The sequence below is a fragment of the Kordia antarctica genome (assembly GCF_009901525.1).
Lineage (GTDB): Bacteria > Bacteroidota > Bacteroidia > Flavobacteriales > Flavobacteriaceae > Kordia > Kordia antarctica.
On the sequence record NZ_CP019288.1, the window covers coordinates 4,058,642 to 4,084,772 of the forward strand.

The window sequence follows — 26,131 nt, forward strand, 5'->3', positions numbered from 1 at the left end:
AACTTTTATGAATGAAATTTTTGCCAAAAATAAAGAAGTTTTTTATTAATACAGCGATTGTTGTAGTGGTAACTTTTGTGTTGTTTGAAGTTTTATATAGATATTCGGTAATTGATTTTTATAAAGCAGAAACCGCTCATTTGAATACTGAAACTGACTTGGCAAATACTTCCGTAGATTTTTTAGTGTTTGGCGATTCGTTTTCGGCTACAGCAAAAGAAATTAATTATATAGATAAGTTACGAGAAAAGAATCCGAAAGCATCATTTGTAAACGTGAGTGTTCCAGGAATTGGAGTTCGGCAAGTGAATACCTTCGCGAAAGCAAAAATTAAAAAACATCAGCCGAAAGCTATAATCTATCAAATTTATGTTGGAAACGATTTGGTTGACGTAAATCATTTATGGAGTTGGGAAAAGTTTTCTGTTGCCAGAAATTTGTATTGGGAAGCTTCCGATCATTTTCTAAGTTTATCATATTTGAATCACAAAGCAACCGTTTTTAGTCCGCGCGTAAATAGTAGAACGCACACAATGGCAACCGACGATTTTTCTATTGATTTTTATGATGAACGCACCAAACGATTTTTAAACTTTGATCGTTCTTTTTTTAACAATACATTGCTGCTAAAAGAGCCTTTTAAAGCACGTTATGATGTTTGGTTGGGTTATATGCAAACTTTCCTAGAAACGATTCCAAAAGATATTCCTGTGTATTTGGTGTGGATTCCACATTGCTCGCAAGTGAATGATTATTACTTAAATAATTTGAATCAATTAGGAGCAACTTTTGATGATAAAACAACTGTTCAACAACTAAATTATCCATTCTTCGCGCAAGCAAAAAAGGATTTAAAAGCATTCACGAATGTGACACAATTAAATCCTTTAGAAACTTTTCAAGCAAACGACACAGAAAATTATCGTTTGTATTTTGCCAACGATCCACATATTAATGATAACGGAAATGTGGTGTTGCGTGATTTTTTGCAGACTGAGATTTCTTTTTAATCAAAACGTCAATTCGAGTAATTTTTCGAAATGAAATAAAGAAAAATTGTATCGAGAATCATTTACAACTTCAAAGTGGATCTCGATACAATTTCTTGTCAGAAATCACTCGATCTGACGAATTCTGTGTATGAAAACCATTCTTACACTTCTTCCTGTTTCTCAACAGTTTTTTCCAGCATTTCTTTCTTAGCTAATAAATTTTTCTGGTAACGACCTTGTACAATATCAATAATTACTAAGGTAATAATGACAAAGTAGAACGTTGCTTTGCTCATTGGCGTTACTTTGTTTCCAAAAAATTCTAAATGTGCAATATGTCCGCCTTCTGACAGCAACATGATTCCCACAATGAACAGAATAAATAATCCCAATACTTCGTACATTTTGTTCTTTTGTAAAAAGTTGGATACTTTATCCGCCATTACAATCATCAATAATCCACCTAAAATAACGGCAATTGTCATTAAAATTATTTGTGGTGTTTGTTCCATGTCGCTTGTTAATGCCATTGCGCTCAAAATAGAATCAAACGAGAATACCAAGTTCATCACCACAATCCAAGTAATGACACTTTTTACAGATCTTTTACTTTTAGTGCCTTCATTCTGCGCATGTTCTTTCATCAACATCATATGCCAAATTTCTTTTACGGCGGTGTAAATGATAAAAACGCCACCTGCCAATACAATAAGACTGTGTCCGTTAAATTTGAATCCAATAACTTCATTACTGACATTCCAAAATGACTCTTGGAAAAAAGAAATCAATTTTATCAATACAAATAATAATACAATTCGTAAAATTATAGCCAAACCAACTCCCATTTTTCGAACGAATGATTGTTTGTCTTTTGGTGCTTTTTGCGATTCTAACGAAATGTACAATAGGTTGTCAAATCCTAAAACAGCTTGCAATAAGACAAGCATAAATAAGGTAAAAAGACTATCTAAGGTTAAAAGTTGTTCCATGTTTCTTTATATAATTAGTTATTGATTTTTGTTAGTTGTTCAGTTTCTGGTACTATTACAGTTTCGGTTGTTTTTGGTGTTAATTCAGGTTTTAAATATTCAAACATTCTGGCAGCGACCAATTGATTTCCTAATTCGCCAGTATGGCAAAAATCACTAAAAATCGTTTTGTCAGAAGCATCAAACACATCGCTAATATCTATAAAAGTGCTATCATTTTTCATCAACGAATTTTTCCGAACCGTTTCATACGACAAGTCATATAGGTTTTCATAATACTGCTGATCGCGAAAATAACCTTGTTCAGCTTCAGTTAGGTTCTCTTTTGAATAAATTACTGGCTGTAAAAAATTGAACACTTTAAAATTGTAATTGTCTTCTAAACTTTTTGAAATTTTTACGTAACCTACATACGTGTCAGCAATGTCTGTTGCCAACGCATCCGAACGTTCGCCGAGTTGTATATATGCCGAATTTGTAAAGAGTTTTCGTTGCAATGTTGTGATAAATCGGTATAAATTACTAGACGTAATCATCAATTTAATGCGTTTCTTGTAATTGTGTGCAAGTTTGAATTCTTTCTTCCGATTATACCCATTTGATGGCAATCCGGCTTCGTTGTTTTGATGTGCCGAAATGACTTCGTTTACGCCATCATAAAAAATGACAATATCAGGAATATTGTTTTTAATCAATTCTCGCTGAAGCTGAATATTCTCTGTAGCACGCGTATATCCGTGACACCCAAAATTAGTAATTTCTACATTTTGATCGGGAAAATTTGTGTGAATCAATTTTGATAATTCAGACGGAATTGTATGTGCATCGCGTGCGCCAGCGCTGTACATGGTAGAACCGCCAAAACAAAATATTTTTAAGGCTGTCGCCGAATCTTTCAAGCTGAGATTTACTGTTTTTCGGCGCCCATTTTCGTAAATTGTATTGTGTTTTCCGTTCATCGGTTTAAAACGATAATGCAAATATGGTTCCCATTGCATGTCTTGTTGACGAAGTTCTCTAAAAATTTCTTTGACAGTTTCATCTTCCAAACCATCAAATGCGCCAGAAGCAATAATGCGTTCAGTATTTCCATCAATTCCACTTTCATCATGATAACTGTAAAAAATTCCCAATCCAATTTCTAACAAAAGAAAAATGATGAGCACATTTCTGAATAATATATAGGCAAATTTGAGTTTACTTTTCACGAATAAAACAGTTTATAAAATATACTTCAATTTTTTGTTCAGTTGAATCAACAAATAACTTGCAATCACAGAAAGTACAATAGTTACAAATGTTCTCACTGTGGGCGACAAAGAAACTACATTATAAATTAAAAAAATAATTAACGGATGCACTAAGTAAATTGCAATTGAATATGACGATACTAATTTACTATTCAAATTGGAGGTAATTTTGAACGTAAACGCTGCAATCAATAATGCTGGAGCCAAGAATACATAAGAAATATAGGTGTTAAGAATTGCTTCGCCAGTTATATAATAATACGTAATCAAATTCTCTGCAATTAAAAGTGTTAAACTTATAATGAGTAAATTTTTGACAAATTGTTTGCTGAGTTTCGTATGAAAATTTGTGCGTCGTATCACATAACCAATACTTAAAAGTGGTAATGCGAATAGCAAAAAATTTCGATGTAACGGAGGATAATTAATCAACTTATCTAATATTGGTTGTTGTGAAAATACATGAAGTTGTCCTAAATATTGAATGACGATTCCAATCAAAAATAGAATAAAAGCACTTATAATTAATAGCGTGTTTGAAGCATTCCGAAGTTGATACAATACCAATCCGCCAAGGATGAGCGCAGCCAAATACCATAAATGATTAAAACCAAATAGGAATGTTGAAATAATTTTTAACAAATTAAAGTCATTTAAATACACCCAAAAATAGCTGTAAATCAACATCCAAATGAGATATAAAATACCAACGCGTTTTGTCCAAGTTTGTATGCGATTATTTTTAAATACAGTAAATAAAAAGAAACCGTTCACACAGAAAAAAAACGGAACGGCAATTCTGAAAATTCCGTTTGTAACAATTTGAGATGCTAATTCACTATATTCAAACAAAAAGCCGCAATGTGTGCCAATCACAAAAAGTGAAGCAATGACTTTTAAAATATCGAGCAATATATTCCGCGAAGTTTTTTGCAAATCGGTTATAATTTTTGAATACTAAAGATATAGTTTTTCTCTTTGACAACACTTTTTTCTAAAATAAGTGCAAACGAAAGTCCGTTTTTAGAAGCGAGTTGTTTAATATGTTCTATTTCGCAATCTTCTGATAAAATCATCCACGTATTTGGAGCAATATGTTGTGGAAGTTGGGCAAATAATTTTTCAAAATACTCGAAATTTTCTCCGCAAAACCAAGCACGTTCTTTATCATTTTTCGGTGCTTTTGGATAATATGGCGGATTTATAATAATATACTCAAATGTTTTATCAACTAAATTTTCAAACAAATCAGAATAGACAATAGTTACATCAATTTCATTTTTGATAGCAGCGAGTTTTAACTCGCCAATTGCAATTTGATTAATATCAGAAGCAATCACTTTTGCACCTTTAGAAGCCGCAAACAAGGAAATAATTCCAGAGCCGCAACCGAGTTCTAAAAAGGTTTTATTGGTTAAATTTAATGGTTTTATAAAATCGAGCAGAATTTTTGTGCTTAACGTAAAATGTGGCGGAAATACTTCTGCGCTGATCTTGACTTCAATGCCTTCATATGTATAACTTCGTTGTTTCAAAGTATATTTGTCAAAGGCGAATTTCGCAACAGGAAATATGATTTTTTTAAGTTTCTTAAACATATTTCTGAGAATTATTCTGAATAGAAACCTTCAATTTCTGGCTGACGATATTTCCAAATTTTATGTAAAACTTTAATCTCGTACGGAAATTTATACCAACCATATTTAAAACGATAACCAGAAACTAATTTCAGCAACCATTTTTTATAGCCTTTAATTCTGAAATCGGAAGCAGTTGGATAATAGCCATTTAGCACCGTTTCAAAATTCTGAATCGTATCAATCATATACGGTTTTAACCAAGGCGTTAGCGGATTTCTTCGCAAATCGAATTTTTCCCAACTTGGTTCAATCCATTCTTCCAATTTCTCTGGAAATGAAAAACCTGCGTTTACAATTTGCTGATACAACTCCGAACCTTCTGTCGGCACCGGACTGTACAAATAAATAATAATTTCCGCATCTTCATTAATTGCTTTTATCTCACGAATAAAATTAATATCCCATAAAATCTGTTCGTAGACTTTCTTTTCGTTTGGTCCAGGCAAACCTAACACAAACGATAATTCAGGAATAATATCGACATTTTTCATGCGTTTCACAAAATCTTTAATCATTTGACCAGATTGTGTTCCACCTTTATTCATCTGCTTCAACACTTCATCGTTTCCAGTTTCTGCACCCAAAAACATCATCCGACAACCTGCTTTTCGCATTAAGTGTAATTCCTCGTCGGAGTATTTATTAATCGTATCAATTCGTCCTTCGCCCCACCATTCTATATTGTCATCTATGACGAGTTTGGAAAATTCCATCACACGTTTTTTGGACGTAAAAAAGTTATTATCGTGAAACTCTACGGCGTCAATATTGTACTCTTTTTTGAAATATTCTATATCTTTATAAACTGTCGGTGCAGCTTTTGCTTTCCATTTTGCGTTGTAAATTGGCACAACCGCACAAAAAGAACAACTAAACGGACAACCCATACTTGAGTGATACGCAAATGTTCTTCTTCCCATAAAAGTCTTTGCCAAATAATTTTCTAACGGATAAAACGTGTTGAAATATTCATACGGATACTGCGGTAATGAATCTTGATCGAGCAATGCTTCTTTTACGGTTTGCACAATTTTGCCTTCCTCATTTTTAAAAATCAAGTTGCGAATCAACATGAGTTTTTCGTCACTTTTCCCTTCTAAAACATCTAATAATTGCGGAAACGTATTGTCGCCAGGGCCATTAATAATATAATCCACATACCCAGAATTCATACAAGGTTTATATTGGTTTGAAGCAAAATATCCGCCCCAAATATTGATTGCTTCTGGATACAATTCCTTAATCTTTCGAGCAAACGGAATTGCTTGTTTCAATTGTGGTCCAGGCATCACTGTGAGACAGAAATACTTGTATTCGCCCGTAGCAAAATAATTAGAAATCTTTTCCCACGGATCCGTTTCCATGTTTCCATCAACAAAAACATATTCATATTTTCCATGAATTGCGGCACCAACTTGAATAATAGTATTCGGCAATCGATGCTTTGCATTGGCACTTCTTGGATTGAATATGATGATTTTATTTCCCATTAGTTGTTGAATATGTCATTTCTATTGGCTAAAATATAACTTGAAAGCTTCTCTGCAAAGATTTGGTTCGCTTTTCCGTTCGGATGCGGATCTAATTCGTTCACAATATAGTTGAATAGATTTTTATCTTGAAAAAACTCAGAAACATCTAAAAACAGTAAATTGTTTTTTTTAGCTAATGCTTGAATTTGTTGAACGCGAACTGAATCATACACCAAATCCATATAAAAAACGAGTCCTTTGCTATTATTTTTGGTTAAAATATCTTGAAATATTTGAAACTGTTCGTCCATATATTGCACATGTTCAGCTTCATATACAATTGGTTTCTGTTTTTGAGATTTTAGTTTGATGCTGAGTAGTTTCTTTAAATACGAATCCCAAAAAACATTTTTTCTTGGTTTAATGGTAAAATCGTCCATAGAAAAATCGGTGCCAATACGATAATGATCGTTAGAAGCACAAAACCCAATAACCACCAAATCTGGATTGTGTTTTAAGGCATTTCGTTCTAAAATCGTTATATAATTTGTCAACGCATAACCAGAAACGCCATAGTTGAATACTTTATAGTTGAATTCTGTAGCTGATTTATTCAACATGTTTTCTGTTTGTGGAACATACATTTCTTCTTCATGCACGCCAGTTCCCATGGTGAATGAATCACCCAAAACAGCAATCTTTTTATCACTTAGATATACTTCATCATACCGACCACGGAAACCTTCAGCATTGGTATGAAAATCGGCAAGTTTGTATTTGGTGTCTAAATTTGGAAGTAATTCATAAGTCAATTCATCTGAATCGGAATATTTCAGCAAGCCTGAATTATCTAAAATTCCAAACGAATTTGTGCGTGAATATGAAAACGCCGCGCTACCAAAAAAATAGACTCTGGCAACAATTTCTCCCAAAAATAGACTGAGTAAAAGCCCAATTCCGATGGAAATAATTTTAAATTTTAGATTCTTCATTGAAGTCATATAAACTTTTTGAAATGTAGCGAAAATTTAAGATTTTTTGCTTTAATAAAGCCTTTACTAAAAAGCACTACAACATCTACTGCAGGCAGTCAATAAACCGCCATTTTCATGTAATGTTGCTCTGAATTTTTTTAGCACACGACCATTCCAAATTTGCTTTAGATTTTCATCGTAAATATTTCCGAGTGTTAAATTATAACATCTTCCATGTGCAGGAATCACACTTCCGTCAGATTTTATCATGATATTGGTAAAAACGTCATTGCACATTTTTCCAATGATTTTTTCTGGTTTGTGATAAAACTCATGAAGCTTTTCTTTGGAAGCTATTTCTGGAGAAAAACTCACGGGAAACTTATAATTGGCTGCTTTAATTTCTGAAATTTCTTGCCAAAGTACGTCTAAATCAAAATTATCAATATTAACTTCATCTACGTTAGAAGCTGTTGCAGGATAAGATTGTGCCCAAATTTCATTGTGCGTATCCGCAATATGTTGTTTCGTAAAATTTGAATGCATAAACCCAATTTGACCTAACGGATATTCCTTGAAAAAATCTAAAAATTCCTTTAAATAGCCAATATTCCATTCAGTAATCACGCAAAATATAGAAATCGAAGCTTTTGGTTGCAAACGCAATAATTCTTCGATGCCTTCCACAGCTTTTTGAAACGATTTTTTATGACCTCTAATTTCGTTGTGAATATCTTGTGGTCCATCTAAGGAAATGTATAAATCTGTAACATTATTCTCAGCTAAAATCTTTGCTTTCTGTTTTAACGTTAATGCATTTGTTGTAATCGACGTTTGTACATTTTTCTTTTTGGCATATTCCAAAGAAGCTTTTAAATGCGGATATACCAAAGGTTCTGTAAATGCATATCCCAATTTTGATTTTGGATAATGCAATGCCATTTCGTCAATAATTTTTTCAATCAAAGGCAAAGGCATATTAATTGGATGTGTTCCTACTAAATTTTGCGCAAAATTAGTATCTAAACTTTTTGTGCCAACATCACACATTTTACAATGCAAATTACAAACATTATTCACGCCAAGAACAATCCATTCAGGAGAAAAAAGATAGTTTTGTGGTGCGTACTTTTTGTTAATATTTTTAAGCAATGTAGAACTCATCGATGAATTGTAATTTTTGATAAAGATACATAAGTATCAAGGGATTTCTAATTTTTTTTTGGTGTGAATAAAGATTCTTCTCGCAGAGACTGTATATTTGTTTGAACTGATCAAATTCCCAAAAGAACCATTTTGCTTAAAAAGTATATTTTCAAACCGCTCAAAAACCTGATTATCATTTTCGGGATTACGTTTATTTTGCTCGAAATTGTACTCGCAATCTACATTCGCACAGCAGAAATAAAGATAGAATTGCCAACGTATACGTTTCAAAATACACAGAATTTTTGGTTTGATTTGAATGAAGATTTTGGCACAATTCATTTGCCAAATGATGTGTACAGACAGAAGAAATATTGTTTTGATGTTGTGTATGAATCAAATTCAAAAGGCTTTCGCGATGCAGAACGAGAAGTAATTGCTGAAACCAAAAGAGTTGTAGCATTAGGCGATTCGTTCACGGAAGGAATTGGCGTGCAAGTGGAAGATCGCTTGACAAATTTACTTGAACAAGAAACAGCAATTCCACACCTCAATTACGGATTAGCAGGAAATTTTGGGCCTACACAATATTTTATGTTATATAAAACGCTTGCGCGAGAATATACACATGAAGCAGTTTTAGTCGGAATTTTACCTTCCAATGATTTTATTGATGACGATTATGAAATTGGTTTGCGATTTGGAAGTGACAGATATCGTCCGTTTTTAAAAGGCAACTATCCAAACTTTGAAATGGTATATCATACGGATAGTATTCACAAATCTAAAGCGTTGCCACGAAAGCAAAACTTCATCAACAAGGTTTTAAAGAACTTTACAAACTCATATAATATGTATAATTATATGCGTGTCATGCGAAGAGTAAAAGCAATCCCGCAAGATAAACTGTTGGAAGCTTCCAAAGTGCCAAGTTATTTCAACTATTCTGAGAAGCAATTCAATCGGATGCGATATACAATTGAAGAAATTAAAAAACTGGCAGGAAATCGTCCTGTAATGATCTATAGTATTCCGATTGAGAAAGAAATTAAGGCATATCGTGAACACGGAAAAAATCCGTTAGGAAAAGAACTCAAAGCAGTTTGTGACAGCATTAATGTTGAATATTTAGACTTGTTGCCAAAAACAGAAAACTTCACAGAAGAAGAATATAAAGCATTATTTTTATCTTGTGACGGACATTGGAGCGAAGCAGGAAATGCATTCGCGAAAAAACATATTGAATCGTATTTTAGCTACTATAAAAAATGATCAAATTTCTTAAAAAACACCAAGATCAATTTGGATTACTACTTTTGTGGTTGTTGGTGATTTTTATCATAAATCCAACAGGTGATTTCCCACTGAATGACGATTGGTGTTATGGGAAATCTGTCAAAACTTTAGTTGAAGATGGTTATTTAAAACTTTACAATTGGGGAGAAATGACCTTGGTCGGACATGTGTATTACGGCTATTTCTTTACCAAAATATTTGGGTTTTCATTTACCGTTTTGCGTTGGTCAACGTTGGTTATGGGATTTGCCACAATTCTTGGAATTTACGAACTTTGTAAACTCGCTAATATTTCTCGTTGGATTGCTTTATTCGGAACGGTTTTATGCATGATGAATCCGATATTTCTCTCGTTGTCGTTTTCGTTCATGACGGATATTCCTTTTTATTGCGTAACCATTTGGGCATTTTACTTTTTCGCGAAAGCGATCAAAACTGACACTTGGCAACCTATTATTTGGGCAATTTTCTTTTGTTGTTGGGCATTTACAATTCGTCAATTAGCGTGGGTTTTCCCGATTGTTTTTCTGCTAACTATTTTATTGACAAAGAAACGAACTGTGAAAAATCTCGCGAAAGCGATCGCTCCAGTATTCTTTTTAATTGTCTTTTCATTGATCTTTTCCTATTTCATGGAAACGAATGATTTGTTGCAGGAACGATACAATTCTAAGTTTGGTTTATTGATAGAAAACATCAAAAATGTAGATAAAAACATACTGATTCTCGTGTTTACATATTTCTTTAGATGTATGGCGTACATTGGATTTTTATTAGCGCCAATTCATCTATTTTACATAAATCGTTACAAATTTAAAGGTTATAAAATTTGGACAATCGTTTGGACAGTTCTCGTTACAGCTATTTTAATTAAAATCGGGCAAATATTGCCAAGTTTAGATAATATTTGGATTGATTTCGGCGTTGGTCCAACCACATTAGCCGATCACGCAGGAAACTTTACGACAAGTCCATCGCCACGTGCGCCCGAATTGTTTTGGCAAATAGTGACAGCAATTGGTGTGTTTTCAAGTGTTGCGTTGATTTTCCATTGTAGAACATTAATTATTTCAGCATTTAAGAAAAAAGAAGTTTCGCCAATCGTAGTCTTATCGTTTGTGTTTTATGTTGTGTATTTAACGCCATTTTTAATTGTTGGCGTATACGACAGATATTTATTGCCGTTGTTTCCAATTGCGATTGTGTTTTTGGGTGCGAATTCACAAAAAGTTCCACAAAAAATGTATCAATATTTCGCTTTTGGCTTTTTAGGATTACTCACACTTTTTTCAGTTTGTGCCACACACGATTATTTATCTTGGAATCGCACACGTTGGAATGCACTAAATGAACTTACAGCTTCAGGAATTCCTGAAAATCAGATTCAAGGCGGCGTAGAATATGTCACATGGAATTTCTTCTCAGAAGAAAAAGAAAAATGGTGGGAAGATGTAACTCCAGTTTATATGTTAGTTTTTAAACCTGCTAAAGACGATAAAGTTGTTAAGGAATATGAATATTCACGTTGGTTGCCTGGTGATGGAGTTATGTTTTTGGTTTTTAATGATGGGATTTTGGAGTAGTGGCTTTAGGACTTTTTTAATATTAATCCTATCTGCTTATGTACTTTAAAATTGATTTTAATTAATATAGATACTGAACTTAGGGTAATTCTCAAATAAAGAAACCTTTATGTTCCTGTTCAGTATAGTTTCTAGTAATCATATGTAATTGCAGTAATGTTTTAATCATAAAACAAGTTTACTGATAACTTCTCCTCAAATTATTTATACATAGCTTGGTAATAATTTGTTCCATGAAAATTAATTTTCCCATTCGCTTTAAACGAACCAACAGGTACAAACCCTATATCCATTAATTTGGTTACATTCTTTTCTAAATCAGTAAGAGTCGTCGCATTTACTATTCTATATGCCATTTGTTTTAAATTTTAATTATTTTCCTTTTTAATGTTTTCCACAATGAATAAAAAATTGGTATCATAGGAATCCCTATTATTTCTCATAAAAGTAAAACAAGAAAATAATTATATGTTACGGTTTTCCACAATTACATACAATTTCAATAATGAATCATAATCCAAACACTTATTTCAAAACAACAACACAGAAATAACTTCAATCACTCTCATAAAGCCTCAACCTGTTTTTTAAGGTATTTAATTCATTTCGCAACTCCATTTCCTTTTGTAGCAAATTAAACACAATATCAATGCCTTCTAAGTTGACATTTAGCTCGTTGTGAAGTCTTATGATTTTTTCTAAATCACTTATTTGATCTTGATGAATGCATTGAACTTGCTCCATAATTTCTATGTGAATAAGTCCCATTTTGTTCAAAGCATCTACAAATGAAATTTCAATGTTATAATGTGAACAAATGGTTTGTGTCGGTATTAAATGTTGTGCTTTCATTTGGCTTTTATTTTTTGAAGTTCTTTGAATAACTCTATTTCTCTTTCACTTAAATCTGTTGGTATTTTTATATGATACGTAATAATTAAATCGCCAAATACGCCTTCTTTTTTATACTTAGGAAATCCTTTTCCTTTCAATTTTACTTTCGATTCATTTTTCGTTTCAGGCTTTATTTTAAGTTTAACCTTTCCGTTAAAAGTAGCTACGGTTAGTTCGCCACCCAAAATAGAAGTGTATAAATCCAGCTCAACATTCTGATATAAATTATTGCCTTCGCGTTTGAATTCTGTGTGATTTTCGATTATAAATTTGATAAACAAATCGCCATTTGGACCGCCATTAACTCCTAATCCGCCTTTTCCTTTAATCTTTATCACTTGTCCGTTTTCAACTCCTGCGGGAATTGTAAGCCTTATTTTTTTGTCGTTGACAGTCAAAACTTGTTTTTGAGACGTATAAACATCTTTTAAATTCAGGTGTAATTCCGCATTATAATCTTGTCCTTTAAACTTTGTTCTATTGGCTTGACTGTAAGATGATCTTCCGCCTCCAAACATAGATTCAAAAAAATCTGAATATTCTTCATTCGAAAAATCTTGCGCACTTGATTGCTGTCGAGATTGCCGTTTGTGTTGCTGTTGGGCTTTTTCATATTCTTCGCCATGTTTCCAATTTTCTCCGTATTTATCATATTTCTTACGGTTTTCAGCGTGACTTAACACTTCGTTTGCCTCGTTTATTTCTTTAAACTTTAGCTCAGATTCCTTATTATCTGGATTCAAATCAGGATGATATTTTCGAGCAAGTTTGCGATAGGCAGTTTTAATTTCCTTTTCAGATGCGGTTTTTGAAATGCCCAGAATTTTATAATAATCTATAAATGCCATTATTTTTATGTTGTTTTAGTTCTTGATTGTCATACACAGAAAATTGAGATAGATAGTTTATATATGAAATTTTAATCCCGAACGCTGGTTATTTCTTATAAAAGTAAAACAAAGATTACACGTATGCAATGAGAGTTTCCGTAATTATTACAAAAAACACACATAAGATTCTGAATTGATACTGAATGAAGTTCAGCAGATGATTTAGAATGATAAAGAAAAAAGTAATAATCAAAAAATCACCTTTTCATAAAGTAACTCACCAATAATACGATGCGCATTTTCATTAATATGTAAATCTTGATCCCAATATACTTTTTCGGTTGCGTTTTGTAATGCAGGTTTCAAGTCGAAAAATTCAATATTTTCTTTACTAAGGAAGTCAGCCAATTTTTTTGATAACTCTTGGTTGATATTCATCGTTGCATCATCCAAATTGTGAAGTGTTTGTACTTCTTTTCGAAACGTTGGATTTACATCTAATTTGGAAGGCAATAAAGTTACGATCAATCGAATGTTTTCCTGTTTGCATATTTCTTGAATCTTCAATAAATACTGTTGCGCCAATTGCATTGTGCGTTCTTTTTCTGCTGGAAACGATTCAAAAAACAGCGTTTGTTCCAATCCTTGATTATACGGAATTGCTTTTTGATCGCTTGACTGAAACTTTCTGCGGAAGCGCATCCAAACACTTTTATAAACATTGGAAACACTCGTGCGATCATCTTCAAAAATAGCCGCTTCTCGGAAATCATTTCCTGTAAACACATTGATTAAAAATACTTCGGGTTTCAAATCTGTATACTTTTTTAAAAAGCCATGATAATTTCGAAACGTGTAAAAACCACTGCCGCCATTCATACAATTGTACTGAAATATACTATCGGAAGCATTCAGTTTTTCTTCCCAAATATTAATAAAAGATTCAGTATTGTGTTTCAAAACTCCATCGGTATGCGAATCGCCAGTAACCAAAATTCGATATTCGTTCGGTTGCTTTTCCACAATATCAACATCTTCCCGAAACCCTAAATTATTAGTGCGTCTTTCGGTGGAAATTTTCTCTTCTGGCGTTCCCCAATTATCCAAAAGATGAATATTAGGTTTGTGAATAAAAATTGCGATAGAATCTGGTTGAAAATACACTGCTTGTGCTGGCGCAGTAAAAGTGAAAAATGTCTTAATCCGATTGGCTTCTATAAAATACGCAGCAATACTCAAAATCAATAAAAGTCCAAAAAAAACGGCTACATTGATCAAAACAAGACGTATATATTTCATAAGAATAAGTTTGAAACAAAGGAACTAAAAATATACTAGAAACAAAAAAACTGGTATTTGTAATTTTAATAAGTTAAATCGCGCCAAGCGGACAAATAAAAAAATGGCAAACATATATTTTTAGTACATTTACGCTCGCATTTTACGAACAAACTATATGATTTTTGATTATTCAAAGTGGAATACAACCTTAGCAACGGATACAGAAAAGTATCAAAAAGCTTCGCCGTATTCGCATATTATTTTTGATGATTTTTTAGAAACGGCTGCTGCCGAAAAAGCATTGAACGTATTTCCGAAAATCAAAGATAAAGGTTGGATTCATTATGTACATGTGAATGAAAAAAAACATGGACTGAATAAACTAGAGTTGATTCCCGAATTTATTCGTGACGGAATTATCAAAGAATTAAATTCGCCCGAATTCATTCAATATCTTGAAAACCTTACGGGAATTTCTAATTTATTACCTGATACAACCATTGAAGGCGGCGGAATTCATCAAAGTGAAAATGGCGGATATTTGAATATTCATGCAGATTTTACCGTACATCCACACAAAAAAACGTGGCGACGTCGCGTAAATGTTTTAGTGTATCTCAACAAAGATTGGGAAACTTCTTTTGGTGGCGATTTGGAATTGTGGGAAAAAGACATGTCGAAATGTGCTGTAAAAATTGAACCGATTTTCAACAGAATCGTCATTTTCAATACAGATGAAGATTCGTATCACGGTTTTCCTGATCCGATGCAATGTCCAGATAATGTGACGCGAAAATCGATTGCATTATATTACTTTACGGAAGAAAAATCGGGTTCATTCAAACGAAGAGCTACCAATTATCGTGCGCGTCCAAATGATGGTTTCAAAGCTGTTTTTATTTGGCTTGATAAAAAAATGATCGCAATCTACACGTGGCTCAAAGGAACTTTAGGAATCAATGACGATTTTGTGAGTAAAGTGTTGAATTTTTTTCAAAAAAAGAAATAATTTTTTTGATTGAAAGATTAAAGAATTCAAAGATTTAAAAATCGCCTACGAATTCACAAATATTTTCTTTTCGTCATTACGAGGAGTTTGCGACGAAGTAATCTGTTTATCAATAAAAAGATAGCTTCATTTCATTCGCTATGACGTTTTTAACTTAGTTTTCAACACGTGCCAACAAACAAACTAAAAACTTTAAAACTTTAAATCTTTAAATTTTTTAATCTTTCAATCAATATTTACGAAAACCTCCTATATACTTTATAAACCAACAACACAATCCATTGCGTAATGCAAACACTTACTAAAATACCTAAAATTTCGTAGGTTTCAATCAGGAGGAAAATCAAGCTAATATTTACAAAAAAGCCAAAGAAACTAATGTAAATAATGGTGCGTTCTTTATGGTTTTTCATGAGTTCCATAATATTCAATGTGTAGAAATAACAAGGCAACGCAATCAATCCGCCAACTATATAATATTCATACGAAAAACCTAATTTTACAAAATATTCCATGATGTACCAAATGGAAAATCCGCCAAAAATAGTCAACGGAATTGAAACTGCATACAATTTATATTTGATCTTTTGTACAACTTCTTCCGACACACGATACACATGTTTTGTAAACGGAATTGTAATATAAGCCGCCAATGCTTGTAACATTAAAAATGCTGTGATTAGTAATTGGTATTCTGCTAATTGCGATTTTTCTAAGTAAAAATCTACCACATAAATATCCGTTTTTGAAATCAGCCAACTGCTCAATCCGAGAATGAAAAAAGGCAATCCAGCTTTAAACTCTTGTATGGAAATCGTTGCAGAAAATCGTTCTTTCCAGAAATTTAGTTGCAAACTTAAGGTTACTAATTTAATAGAAATTGCAATGGTGTAGATTTTTAAAAACGTTTCTAAATTGAACGTTTCCACGTAAAAAATACTTCCAAAAATGATTGCAAATGCTATAATTTCTGCCAATAATTGCGCACTAAATTTTTGATGATATACAACTAATGTGCTTAATGACGAATATGTAAATGTTAATACTACGAGTAAAATCGCCCAAAAGGCAATTTCAAAAGGAAAAAACAACAATAATAAAAGTGCAAAAGGTAACAGTAAACTTCTTGACAAAAAGTTGCTAAAAAATGCATGATACATTTTTCCGGGTTCTTGACTGTATTTTCGGAGTAAGTAATCTCTATTTCCCCAACCGAACATAAATGTTGCGAAGAAAACCCATAACATGACGTTGATTAAACTCGCCCAATCAGCTTTTCCAAAGATTTTTACACCGAAAACCACAATCAGAAAATTAAATGCAGGACTAGCAAATCCGCGAATTGTGTTCATTCCGATAGTGATCAATCTACGCATAATACAAATTTAGATATGCGTTTATAGATTGTTTTTCTGAACTCAATTCAATGCGATTTTTAGTTTTTATTTCTGTCGAAAGAAGTGTTTTGCAAGCTTCAATTAACTCGGTTTTACTGTTGCCAACGTTCCAGTTTTCTGATGTTTTTGCGAGTCCAACATCATACGAAACAAGTTGCATTCCTGAATATAAACCTTCTAAAAACACAAACCCAAACGATTCGTAAAAGCTTGTGTGTAATAGTATATTTGCTTGCGCCATTTTTTCTAAAACTTCGGTTCTTGGTAGTTTTCCCAAAAGTGTAATAGTGTTTTGCAAACCTTCTTTTTCAATTTCAGTTTCAATTTCAGTTTTCAATGTGCCATCGCCAATAATGACAACGTTGAGGTTTTTATATGTTTTCGCTATGGCTGAAATAATTTCGATAAAATCTGAATAATTTTTGATTGTATTCAATGAGCCAACTCCTAAAATATCAATTGTATTTTCTTGTAATTTTGGAAATTCAGCAACATCCAAATACCACGGAATAATAGTTGAATCTAAATTATAAGTTTTTAATAATTCTGCTTGATGATTCTCAGAAAGCGTCACCATTTTTGCATTTGAATTGATCAAATTTTTCGCATACGAATTCTCAATCGAAGCATCTTGTCCCATAACAGTTACGACATGATTTATGTTATGTTTTTGTGAAAAACGTTCTCCAATTCGTGAACATTCGCCAATCCAAAAACTATGAATTGTATCAATATTTTTCTTTTTGTGTAATTTTTCAAGTGTTTTAGATGCTTTTTTCCAAGTCCACAATTTCTTTAACTTTTTGTTTTGTCCGTTTAGCGGAATGACTTCAATTCCGTGCCAATCGTATTTCTTTTTCGTAAATGGAAACTGAAATGTAAGCAACGTTAATTTCGCTTTTGGCAACGCTTTTCGCAATGATTTTAAAAAAACTTGTAATGCAGGAATTGTGGTAGAATCACTTTCAGATTCCGCAAAACCTGGTGTTAAAAATACGATATGTTGATTCGTTGTTTTCATCTTCATTCCCGCCTTTCGACTCCGCTCAAGATAAACTCGTTGGGAATCTATCTCTTTGTTTTTAGTTATTCAAAATACGTCAGTTCGAGTGTTTTATCGTAATGAAATGGAGATAAAATGTATCGAGAACTGCTTTTTAGTTTCAAAATGTTCTCGATACAATTTTCTATCGAAAATCACTCGAACTGAAGTTTCGTTATTATTTTTCCGTTACACGGAGCGGAGCGGAAGTGTTCCACTCCACATTCGTAAACACCAAATCTGTTTCTTTAATCAATTCTGGTTTGCGCTGTAAATCTTCAAACGAAATCTGTGTGCCGTTGGTTTTATAAATGTATGTATATGCTTTTACATCGTCATACAAATTTGCGATTTCCTTTCGAATTTTCTTTTTAAATAATGAAAACCCAAACGTGTTTTCGAGTCGTATCAAAAGCTTATTCAAAAATACAGATGGAATGTTTTTGTGATATAATTGTTCGTTTAAAAAACTATAATGAAACGATACAAATAAGGTTGGATATTTTAACTTTTCTAGCGCTTTTCCAATAGTTGGTAAAATTTTAAATTCGGCACCTTCAACGTCCATTTTAATGAAATCTACTTGTTTAATTTGCTCCTTTTCTAAAAAATCAAACAAAGAAATCGTTTCTAATTCCAACGAGTTTTCGGTGTCGCGTTTTCGTTCTAAAATACTACTTGAAGAAGCTCCATAAGCTTCACGTGCAGACAAACGAACAGTTTTTTTCGTATTTGAAATAGCGGTTTTGTACGTTTTTATTTTTTCGGCTATAGCCGGATTTAAAGAAATATTCGTTTCCAATTCACTAAAACACACAGGATCAGGATCGAGCGCATGCACTTCTTTGGCAGTTTTTGCAGCATACAAAGTTAAAACGCCACTCCAAGAGCCAATATCTAAAACGGTAGATTTTTCATTGATGAATTTGTCAAAAATTGCAAACGTATTTGGTTCCCAATCGCCAGAATTAATGTGCTTCCAATGCAATTTATTTTGACCAGGATCTATCTGAAATGTGTGATTTTTGAGTTGAATTTTCATGTTAAAACGTATCTAAATCTGAATAGGTAAATATAAAATCTTTTAAATCGATTTCAGGATCAAAGTCTAAAAATCCAACTAACCAAGATTCTTTTGGTTGTACAATTGTTTGTAATTGTTTTGCCATTGTGGAAGTCGCATCTACTTGAAAAAGAAATTCTGTAATGCCTAAGAAAAATGCTTTTCGTTGTAATTTTTTGATCGCTTTTTGTAACGCTTCCGCAGATGGCGCATAGAACAATCCAACATGAATGATTGCTTGAATTTTCACCCAAAATACGCAATCATCAATCTCAATACAGTAATGACTTTTGAAACTATTCTTATACGCTACAAAGTCGTTTGTAAATTTCATTCGGTACTTTTCTTTGTGTTCACTTGTTAATTTATCAATTGCATCTTGCGAGAATTTCTTTTTAAAAAATAGATCGTAGAAGTTATTCCAACGAAATTTATTCAGCACTTTTGCTAACGGAAACGTTGGGACTTTTACGTGAAATCGCTGCATCCGTTCGTGTTCTTTCCAACCCAATTTTTTAGTGCTTCGATATGAGTTTTCACTATGAAATCCGCATATACATTTAATGTCGTTTTCCTTCATGATTTCATATGCGAATTTTGCCAATGCATTTTGCAATCCTTTTCGCTGATGATTTGGCAATGTACTCGTGTCGCTCGAATGCGCTATATATATCTCACGCTCATTGTTCTTAAATTTTTGAGGAATCGCACCATAAAAAGCAACGGGAATTTTGTCGCAATACGCAATGCTACAAATGTAATTTATACCTAAATATGACGTATTGTATTTGTTCTGTAAATACTGTAATGAAACCTTTTTCTTGAAGACTTTCCAGAACAATTCTTTGATTGCTGGAAAATCATTGTTGTCAACTCGTTTGAGACGATATATTTCTTTGTAGATCATATGTTAAAAATAAGAACCTTTTAGTAAACATGCCAATTGTTGTTCCAAAGAAATGTACGGATTCATTACAAAACGATTCTTCCACGCTTCGTTTTTGACATCTTCTTTTGTGTTGTAATCGACTAATAAAAGGCGTTCAAAACCTATTTCGGAACAATAATCAGCTAGTTCTTGATTGTAAAAACCAAACGGAAACGCAAATTCTGTAATTGGCTGATTGCAAATAGTTTCCAATTGTTTTTTACTGTTTAAAATTTCTTGTTTTGCAGCTGCTAATGGAATATCAATTAGACTTGCATGTGTTTCGCCGTGTGCGCCAATTGTAAATAGCGGATTGTCTGCAATTTCTTTGATTTGTTTTGCGTTCATGAGTTTCCAATAATCTTTCAAATCTTCTGTTGGTAATGCTTTCCAATCATCTTCAAAAACTTGATAGATCATTTTCAAAACATCGTAAGGCAATGCTTTGGCAACATTTTTTATAGAAATTTTATTCCAGATAAATTCTTTTTTTGCGCTTTTTTGATACAAATTCCGTTCAAAAACTACTGATGTTTTCTCTGTGTGATACGAAACTAAATCTAGAAAATCTGCCCATAAATACGGTGCTTTTTCGTGAATTGTTGTGATATAAAAACATGCAGGAATGTTGTATTTTTCTAGAATTGGAACTGCATATTTATAATTATTCAAATAACCATCATCAAACGTAATGGCAATATTTAAGGTGCCTTTTTTGAATTTATTCTGATAGAAATCATCCAAAGAGATCACATTATAATGTGTCGTAATATATTTGATAAATTCCTCAAAAAACGCCTTTGAAATAAAACGACTATTGTATTTTGTTTCGCCAATTGCATCAATTCCATGAAACAGCAAAATACGTTCACCATAGCGATTTTTCAATAGCAATTTCCCTAAACCAAGTTTGAACAAAATGGTTTTGTAAATTAATCCTAATCGATATTTGATACGCATCCAAAGCATACTTTTTGGTATTTTAGATTTTAATGTTATTCTGCAAACACATTGAGTTAATGTCAAAATGTGATTTGAAATCTATTTATTATTATATTTTTCAATACGTCACTTCGAGTGATTTTTCAAAGAAAAATTGTATCGAGAAGTGCTTTTAAGTCAGAAAGTAAATTGATGTTCAAAAGCTGTTCTCGATACATTTTATCTTCATTTCATTCTAATAAAACACTCGAACTGACGTCTTGTATTTATTTATAATATTTGATATTATTTTTTAGTTTTAATCTGATATAACTTCCATCCTTCAGGATGTATTTCTAAAATTTTCAACTTGTAATTTTTTTCAATAAATTCCCAGTTTAACATTGGATTTTTACCGTTCCATTGCACTTTATAACGTGACGGATCAAACAGAATTAAATCATTTTTAGAAAAATCTTGATAGCGTTCTAAATACATGTTTTTATAGTTAAAATCCAGTCCACGACCTTGCATTGCCAAATCTACATCAAAACTGTATAAAGTTTCTCCTTGATACGGTTTTATTAGTGTCGCCAATTCTTTTTCTATAATTGTACGTTCGAAAATCAGTTTAAAAGTCATTGTAAAAAAGATCAATTGTAATACGACACAGATAATTCCGACTGGAATAAAAAATCGTTTGATGAGCTTTATTTCCATCAATTTTGTAAAAGCGGGAAATAATAAAACTAATATCAGCGGAAATACCAAACCGAGAATTCGTGGGTTTTGAAACGGAATTCCTGCCAAAAAGAAAATGTACAACGCACTACAAATGAGCAGCATTTTTTGATGAAATGTAAAAAGTGTTTTATAATTTTTTAGTGAGATGAGACTCAGAATAAATCCTATAAAAATAAATCCAGGATGAAAGAAAACATATAATGTGTAGATCAAATTTGGGAACATATAACTAGTTGTGCCGTCTTCTGTAGCAAAACTCGATTTAAAATAATTTGCAACCGACCAAACTTTTAAAAAGTAGTTAGAAGAAGCTTCAAATAATGCGCCCCATTGGAAAATGAGAAATGGAATTGCAGCAATTAAACTTAATAATGTTGCGATAATGAGTTGTTGAAATTTTCTTCTTTTTACTACTAAATACGAAGAATAAACGATGATCGGAAATGTTATGAAAAGTGAAGCATAACGCGTCATGAACGCACACATTGCAAAGATGAAAATAGGTGCAAGGTTTGTGTTTTTATAATATGATTTAAAAAAAAAATAGAATGCTAAGACTACAAAAACCAACGTTAATGCGTCTGACATGACAATCAAGCCCATTTTTAATAGAAACGGGCAAAAAACTGCAAAAATCAACACGTAAAAAAAGTCAAATTTTGAATTTGGATAGAGTAATCGAATCGTTTTTAAAATGTAAACACACGAAATTGAAAAACTCACGCAACTTATCAATTGCAACGCCAATGCGCTTCCAAAGATAAAACCGAGCAAACTTCCTAATGTTGGATATAATACAGGCCAAAAATAATTTCCAGGATGAATTCCGCCAGAAATATATTCTTGAATAGCATTTGTATAGCGCAAATATTCATAGGAATCTTGTCCATATAAGCCATCAAAACCAGCTATTCTCAAGATGAAAATAAATAGTATTGGAATGCTAAAAAGCGTCAAATTCCCGTAAAAAGTAGTGGTGAATTTATGTAATTTCAATGGTGGTTTTGTTTTGCGTATATAAATATAGTTGTTAAATTGTCGAACGTAAAAGAATAGGAATATTTTTTGCGTTTTAAGCGCAAATAAGCCAAAATTCATGATTCAAACTAAAAAAGTAATCGTTGTACTTCCTGCGTATAATGCTTCGGAAACACTGCAAAAAACGTACGAAGAAATTCCGTTTGATATTGTTGATGAAGTCGTTTTGGTGGATGATAATAGTACTGACGAAACACTTCGAGTTGCGAAAGAATTAGGCATCATACATGTATTGAAACATGATGAAAATAAAGGGTATGGCGCAAACCAGAAAAGTTGTTATAGGAAGGCTTTATCGTTAGAAGGCGATATTATTATTATGTTGCATCCTGATTATCAATACACGCCAAAATTGATTCATTCCATGGCATATTTGATTGCAAATGATGTGTATCCTGTAGTAATGGGATCGCGGATTTTAGGAAAAGGCGCATTGCGCGGCGGCATGCCAATGTATAAATATATTGCGAATCGTTTTTTGACTTTATTTCAAAATATAGTAATTGGTCAAAAGTTATCCGAATATCATACAGGTTTCAGAGCTTTTTCTGCGGAAGTATTAAATTCATTGAACTTAGAACACAATTCAGATGATTTCATTTTTGATAATCAAATGTTGTGTCAAATCTTTCACAAAGGTTTTGAAATTGCCGAAATTACCTGTCCAACCACATATTCCGAAGAAAGTTCATCTATTAATTTTCAACGAAGTATGACGTATGGTTTGGGCGTTTTGAAAGTTTCAGTTCAATATTTTTTACACAAAAAGAAACTCATGTCGTTTCAAATCTTCAAATAGTCAGTATCTTTAACAAAAACCAATACCTGCTTTGAAAAAACACAAAATCCTCCTATATAATCCACTAGCCGTATTTTTTGACATGCCTTTAGCCTTGTTGGCGATTGGTTCTGTGTTGGATCCTGAGAAATATGAAGTCATTATTGTAGATGGTCGTATTGATGAAAATCCTTTGGAAACCATTGGAAAACATATTGACGATGCGTTGTGTTTTGGAACTTCAGTTTTAACGGGAAAACCTATAAAAGATGCGTTGGCTGTGACGCAAGCCGTTAAAAAGATGCGTAAAGATATTCCTGTTATTTGGGGCGGATGGCATACATCATTGTTCCCAACGCAAACCTTGAAAGATGAAATTTGTATTGATGTTACGGCGCAAGGACAAGGAGAAGACACATTTCAAGAATTGGTAGAAGTATATGCAACTAATGGCGATGTTTCTGATGTGAAAGGAATTTGTTACCGAACTGATGAAGGCGAAATTATAAAAAATCCGCCGCGTGTTATTGTTGCAATGGACACGTTTGCAGACATCAATTATGAATTGATTGATGTTGAAAAATATTTTGAAAAGAAAGGAAGACGACAATTGGATTATATTTCTTCGACTGGTTGTTATTTTAGATGTACTTTTTGTGCTGATCCTTTTGTATATAACAGAAAATGGACAGCCATTTCACCAGAAATTATGGTGAATAAATTAGCAGAGTTACAAGCAAAATATAAATTTACAGATGTAAATCTTCAAGATGAAACCTATTTCACATACCGAGATCGCGTAATTGAGATTTCAGAACTTATGATTGAAAAAGGATTGAATTTTACGTGGGCAGCAACAATGCGCGCCGATCAAGGTTCAAGAATGTCTGTGGAAGATTTCAAAATTTGTGCAAAATCTGGATTGCGACGTTTACTTATTGGAGTCGAATCTGGTTCGCAAGAAATGATGGATTGGCTTAAAAAAGATATTAAACTGGAACAAGTATATATGTGTGCCGAACGTTGTAAAGACTTAGGTATTGCCGTACAATTTCCATTTATTGTTGGTTTCCCAGAAGAAACTGATGAAAGTATCCGAGAAACAGTAAAAGTTGCACTCGAATTGAATAGTATGCATCCAAATTTTCACACACCAATTTTCTACTTTAAACCATATCCTGGAACTACGATTACACAAAACGTTGTGAAAGATGGCTACAAATTACCAGAAACGGTTCACGAATGGTCAGATTTTGACTTTGTAGGTTCGTCAGGACCTTGGGTAAGTGCTGAGAAATATGATTTTTTCGAGAAGTTTAAATTTTACTTAAAATTTGCATATTCTAACCAGAAAATGATTTACAAACCATTGCAATTAATAGCAAGATGGCGTTGTAAGCACAAATATTTTAACATTCCTGTGGAGAAGAAAATTGTAGATACTTTCTTTAAGAAACAGCAACTTGCATGATGTACGATTTTTGATTGCTGATTTTTGATTTTTTTCGCCATTGCGAAGAGTTTTGACGAAGCAATCTGTTTCTCGATAAAAAGATAGCTTCATTCCATTGGCTATGACGTTTCAATTCATAATCTTAAAAGTCTAGTTCGTCAGATCGAGTGAATTTGTGAAACAAATTTGTATCGAGATCTTCTTTGAAACTCGAATTAACGGTATGAATTTATTAAGTTAAGTTGCGAAAACTCATAACCCAAAACTCACAACTTTCCTTCACTCTTTCAGCAACATTTTTAGCGATTGCGCAATCTGATCTGAAGTCAATTCCGCGCCAGATTCATTGAAGTGAAAATCGTCATAGAAAGATTCCGTAGTTTTCGGAAGTTTCAAATCTACATAGGAAATATTGTTTTGATCGCAGACTTTCATCAATCGTTCATTAAAAACTTCCATGCCTTCATAAAATGCTTTCGTACTATAAAATGCTTCGTTGTTGGCAAATCCGCTTGTAACCATTAAATCTTCGTATTTTTTTTCTAAATCAGGTTTCCACATCGTGGCTTGCGTTACGAAAACTAACTTAATTTTCTTTTCGTTTGCTTGCTTTATGAGGTCTTTAATATTCTTTTCATAATGAGCTAAACCAGCTGTTAAATCGGGTAATTCATCAATAATTTTAGATTTTTGTTTTAATAGTTTGATGTCTTCAACTGCTTTTGTCAAATGGTCACTATGTTTAAAATAAAACAAAATATTTCTCTTTGCGCTAGAACCTAATTTGTACAAGGTAAATCGTTTGTAAAAAGGAAGATGATCGTCAGGAATATGCTGAAAAGCAAAACGTTTCAAGTCTTTATTTGGAGAGTTTAGATAGCTATCAGCTGAAATTAAATACGCAACAAAATCGTTCACGCCTTGCATAATGACAACTGTTTTTACATCACTCAATTCAGGTTTTTCTAATATATGTTTAAACTGCAATACATGATGATTGCTACTATTTCCGGGTCTTCCAAAATTTCCAACCCAATATGAATCGCCTAATTTTTTCTCCAATAATGCGGGCCAATCTTTTGATTGTGTCAATGCAAAACAAGCTGTTGTACTTCCGCCAAAAACGACAATTTTATGTTCTTTATCTTGATACTTTGAAATTGATCTCGCGCCTAATTCATCAAAGGAAACTTCCGAATCTTGATAAATTCCTGTAATTTCTTCTGAATTTATTTTCCAAGTAAATCCAGAATTTGGAGTCATTGTATAATAATCAGCAGGGAAAAGTTGAAAAAATGACAATATAATTTCTACCAAAACCAATAGAATCAATGTGAAAACACCTGAGAGTGCTAATTTTTTAAGGAATTGTTTCGAAAATAACTTCATGAAAATAATTTTTATAAGTATA

At 32.6% G+C, this 26,131-nt stretch carries 24 protein-coding genes; 6 read left to right on the forward strand and 18 right to left on the reverse strand.

Going from position 1 to position 26,131, the window contains the following annotated elements; all coding sequences use genetic code 11:
- The first annotated feature begins 11 nt into the window (after positions 1-11).
- Entirely contained in the window at positions 12-1,010 is a 999-nt protein-coding gene (locus tag IMCC3317_RS16935; RefSeq protein WP_160130671.1) for an SGNH/GDSL hydrolase family protein, read from the forward strand.
- A 143-nt stretch (positions 1,011-1,153) separates the two neighbouring features.
- Here the strand turns inward: IMCC3317_RS16935 and IMCC3317_RS16940 are convergent, their stop codons facing one another.
- The 7 genes from IMCC3317_RS16940 to IMCC3317_RS16970 all read right to left on the reverse strand — a co-directional run bounded on the left by IMCC3317_RS16940 (position 1,154) and on the right by IMCC3317_RS16970 (position 8,481).
- Entirely contained in the window at positions 1,154-1,981 is an 828-nt protein-coding gene (locus IMCC3317_RS16940; protein ID WP_160130672.1) for a TerC family protein, read from the reverse strand.
- A gap of 14 nt (positions 1,982-1,995) precedes the next feature.
- The gene (locus tag IMCC3317_RS16945) at positions 1,996-3,189 is read right to left on the reverse strand and encodes an SGNH/GDSL hydrolase family protein (protein ID WP_160130673.1); all 1,194 of its coding nucleotides are present in this window, start codon (positions 3,187-3,189) and stop codon (positions 1,996-1,998) included.
- 12 nt (positions 3,190-3,201) lie between these two features.
- The gene (locus IMCC3317_RS16950; protein ID WP_160130674.1) at positions 3,202-4,143 is read right to left on the reverse strand and encodes an acyltransferase family protein; all 942 of its coding nucleotides are present in this window, start codon (positions 4,141-4,143) and stop codon (positions 3,202-3,204) included.
- Between the two features lie 29 nt (positions 4,144-4,172).
- The gene (locus IMCC3317_RS16955) at positions 4,173-4,829 is read right to left on the reverse strand and encodes a methyltransferase (RefSeq protein ID WP_160130675.1); all 657 of its coding nucleotides are present in this window, start codon (positions 4,827-4,829) and stop codon (positions 4,173-4,175) included.
- A gap of 11 nt (positions 4,830-4,840) precedes the next feature.
- Complete coding sequence (locus IMCC3317_RS16960) at positions 4,841-6,361, reverse strand: B12-binding domain-containing radical SAM protein (RefSeq protein ID WP_160130676.1); 1,521 nt, start codon at positions 6,359-6,361, stop codon at positions 4,841-4,843.
- Positions 6,361-7,335, reverse strand: a complete 975-nt coding sequence (locus IMCC3317_RS16965) for an SGNH/GDSL hydrolase family protein (protein WP_160130677.1) — start codon at positions 7,333-7,335, stop codon at positions 6,361-6,363. The genes IMCC3317_RS16960 and IMCC3317_RS16965 overlap by 1 nt, the downstream gene beginning before the upstream one ends.
- 66 nt (positions 7,336-7,401) lie before the next feature.
- A complete protein-coding gene (locus tag IMCC3317_RS16970; RefSeq protein WP_160130678.1) occupies positions 7,402-8,481 on the reverse strand; it encodes a radical SAM protein in 1,080 nt (359 codons plus the stop codon).
- Between the two features lie 132 nt (positions 8,482-8,613).
- Here IMCC3317_RS16970 and IMCC3317_RS16975 point away from each other — a divergent pair, with 132 nt between their 5' ends.
- Both IMCC3317_RS16975 and IMCC3317_RS16980 read left to right on the forward strand, forming a co-directional pair.
- Complete coding sequence (locus IMCC3317_RS16975) at positions 8,614-9,735, forward strand: SGNH/GDSL hydrolase family protein (RefSeq protein ID WP_160130679.1); 1,122 nt, start codon at positions 8,614-8,616, stop codon at positions 9,733-9,735.
- Positions 9,732-11,342, forward strand: a complete 1,611-nt coding sequence (locus tag IMCC3317_RS16980) for a glycosyltransferase family 39 protein (RefSeq protein ID WP_160130680.1) — start codon at positions 9,732-9,734, stop codon at positions 11,340-11,342. The genes IMCC3317_RS16975 and IMCC3317_RS16980 overlap by 4 nt, the downstream gene beginning before the upstream one ends.
- Positions 11,343-11,542: 200 nt before the next feature.
- On the opposite strand, the gene IMCC3317_RS16985 is transcribed toward IMCC3317_RS16980, so the two are convergent.
- The 4 genes from IMCC3317_RS16985 to IMCC3317_RS17000 form a co-directional block, all read right to left on the reverse strand.
- A complete protein-coding gene (locus tag IMCC3317_RS16985) occupies positions 11,543-11,698 on the reverse strand; it encodes a hypothetical protein (protein WP_160130681.1) in 156 nt (51 codons plus the stop codon).
- A 199-nt stretch (positions 11,699-11,897) separates the two neighbouring features.
- Positions 11,898-12,194, reverse strand: a complete 297-nt coding sequence (locus IMCC3317_RS16990; protein ID WP_160130682.1) for a chaperone modulator CbpM — start codon at positions 12,192-12,194, stop codon at positions 11,898-11,900.
- The gene (locus IMCC3317_RS16995) at positions 12,191-13,084 is read right to left on the reverse strand and encodes a DnaJ C-terminal domain-containing protein (protein WP_160130683.1); all 894 of its coding nucleotides are present in this window, start codon (positions 13,082-13,084) and stop codon (positions 12,191-12,193) included. Before IMCC3317_RS16995 ends, IMCC3317_RS16990 begins: the two co-directional genes overlap by 4 nt.
- 231 nt (positions 13,085-13,315) lie before the next feature.
- Positions 13,316-14,365, reverse strand: coding sequence for a hypothetical protein (locus tag IMCC3317_RS17000; protein ID WP_160130684.1), 1,050 nt, complete (start codon positions 14,363-14,365; stop codon positions 13,316-13,318).
- 157 nt (positions 14,366-14,522) lie between these two features.
- Between IMCC3317_RS17000 and IMCC3317_RS17005 the strand changes: the two genes are divergently transcribed.
- Positions 14,523-15,356, forward strand: a complete 834-nt coding sequence (locus IMCC3317_RS17005) for a 2OG-Fe(II) oxygenase (protein ID WP_160130685.1) — start codon at positions 14,523-14,525, stop codon at positions 15,354-15,356.
- A gap of 236 nt (positions 15,357-15,592) precedes the next feature.
- On the opposite strand, the gene IMCC3317_RS17010 is transcribed toward IMCC3317_RS17005, so the two are convergent.
- The 6 genes from IMCC3317_RS17010 to IMCC3317_RS17035 all read right to left on the reverse strand — a co-directional run bounded on the left by IMCC3317_RS17010 (position 15,593) and on the right by IMCC3317_RS17035 (position 22,447).
- A complete protein-coding gene (locus IMCC3317_RS17010) occupies positions 15,593-16,732 on the reverse strand; it encodes a lipopolysaccharide biosynthesis protein (RefSeq protein WP_160130686.1) in 1,140 nt (379 codons plus the stop codon).
- Entirely contained in the window at positions 16,725-17,774 is a 1,050-nt protein-coding gene (locus IMCC3317_RS17015; protein ID WP_160130687.1) for a glycosyltransferase family 4 protein, read from the reverse strand. Before IMCC3317_RS17015 ends, IMCC3317_RS17010 begins: the two co-directional genes overlap by 8 nt.
- Before the next feature lie 199 nt (positions 17,775-17,973).
- The gene (locus tag IMCC3317_RS17020) at positions 17,974-18,837 is read right to left on the reverse strand and encodes an FkbM family methyltransferase (protein ID WP_160130688.1); all 864 of its coding nucleotides are present in this window, start codon (positions 18,835-18,837) and stop codon (positions 17,974-17,976) included.
- A 1-nt stretch (position 18,838) separates the two neighbouring features.
- The gene (locus tag IMCC3317_RS17025) at positions 18,839-19,765 is read right to left on the reverse strand and encodes a GNAT family N-acetyltransferase (RefSeq protein ID WP_160130689.1); all 927 of its coding nucleotides are present in this window, start codon (positions 19,763-19,765) and stop codon (positions 18,839-18,841) included.
- Positions 19,766-19,768: 3 nt separating this feature from the next.
- Entirely contained in the window at positions 19,769-20,746 is a 978-nt protein-coding gene (locus IMCC3317_RS17030; RefSeq protein ID WP_160130690.1) for a polysaccharide deacetylase family protein, read from the reverse strand.
- 267 nt (positions 20,747-21,013) lie between these two features.
- A complete protein-coding gene (locus tag IMCC3317_RS17035; protein ID WP_160130691.1) occupies positions 21,014-22,447 on the reverse strand; it encodes an ArnT family glycosyltransferase in 1,434 nt (477 codons plus the stop codon).
- Positions 22,448-22,547: 100 nt separating this feature from the next.
- On the opposite strand from IMCC3317_RS17035, the gene IMCC3317_RS17040 reads away from it, so the two are divergent.
- Positions 22,548-23,288 (forward strand): glycosyltransferase family 2 protein, encoded by a 741-nt coding sequence (locus IMCC3317_RS17040; protein WP_160130692.1) that lies wholly within the window; start codon positions 22,548-22,550, stop codon positions 23,286-23,288.
- Between the two features lie 31 nt (positions 23,289-23,319).
- Entirely contained in the window at positions 23,320-24,738 is a 1,419-nt protein-coding gene (locus IMCC3317_RS17045; RefSeq protein WP_228054832.1) for a B12-binding domain-containing radical SAM protein, read from the forward strand.
- Between the two features lie 261 nt (positions 24,739-24,999).
- Here the strand turns inward: IMCC3317_RS17045 and IMCC3317_RS17050 are convergent, their stop codons facing one another.
- Positions 25,000-26,109: an SGNH/GDSL hydrolase family protein gene (locus tag IMCC3317_RS17050; RefSeq protein ID WP_160130693.1), complete on the reverse strand. Its 1,110-nt coding sequence runs from the start codon at positions 26,107-26,109 to the stop codon at positions 25,000-25,002.
- Between the last annotated feature and the right edge of the window lie 22 nt (positions 26,110-26,131).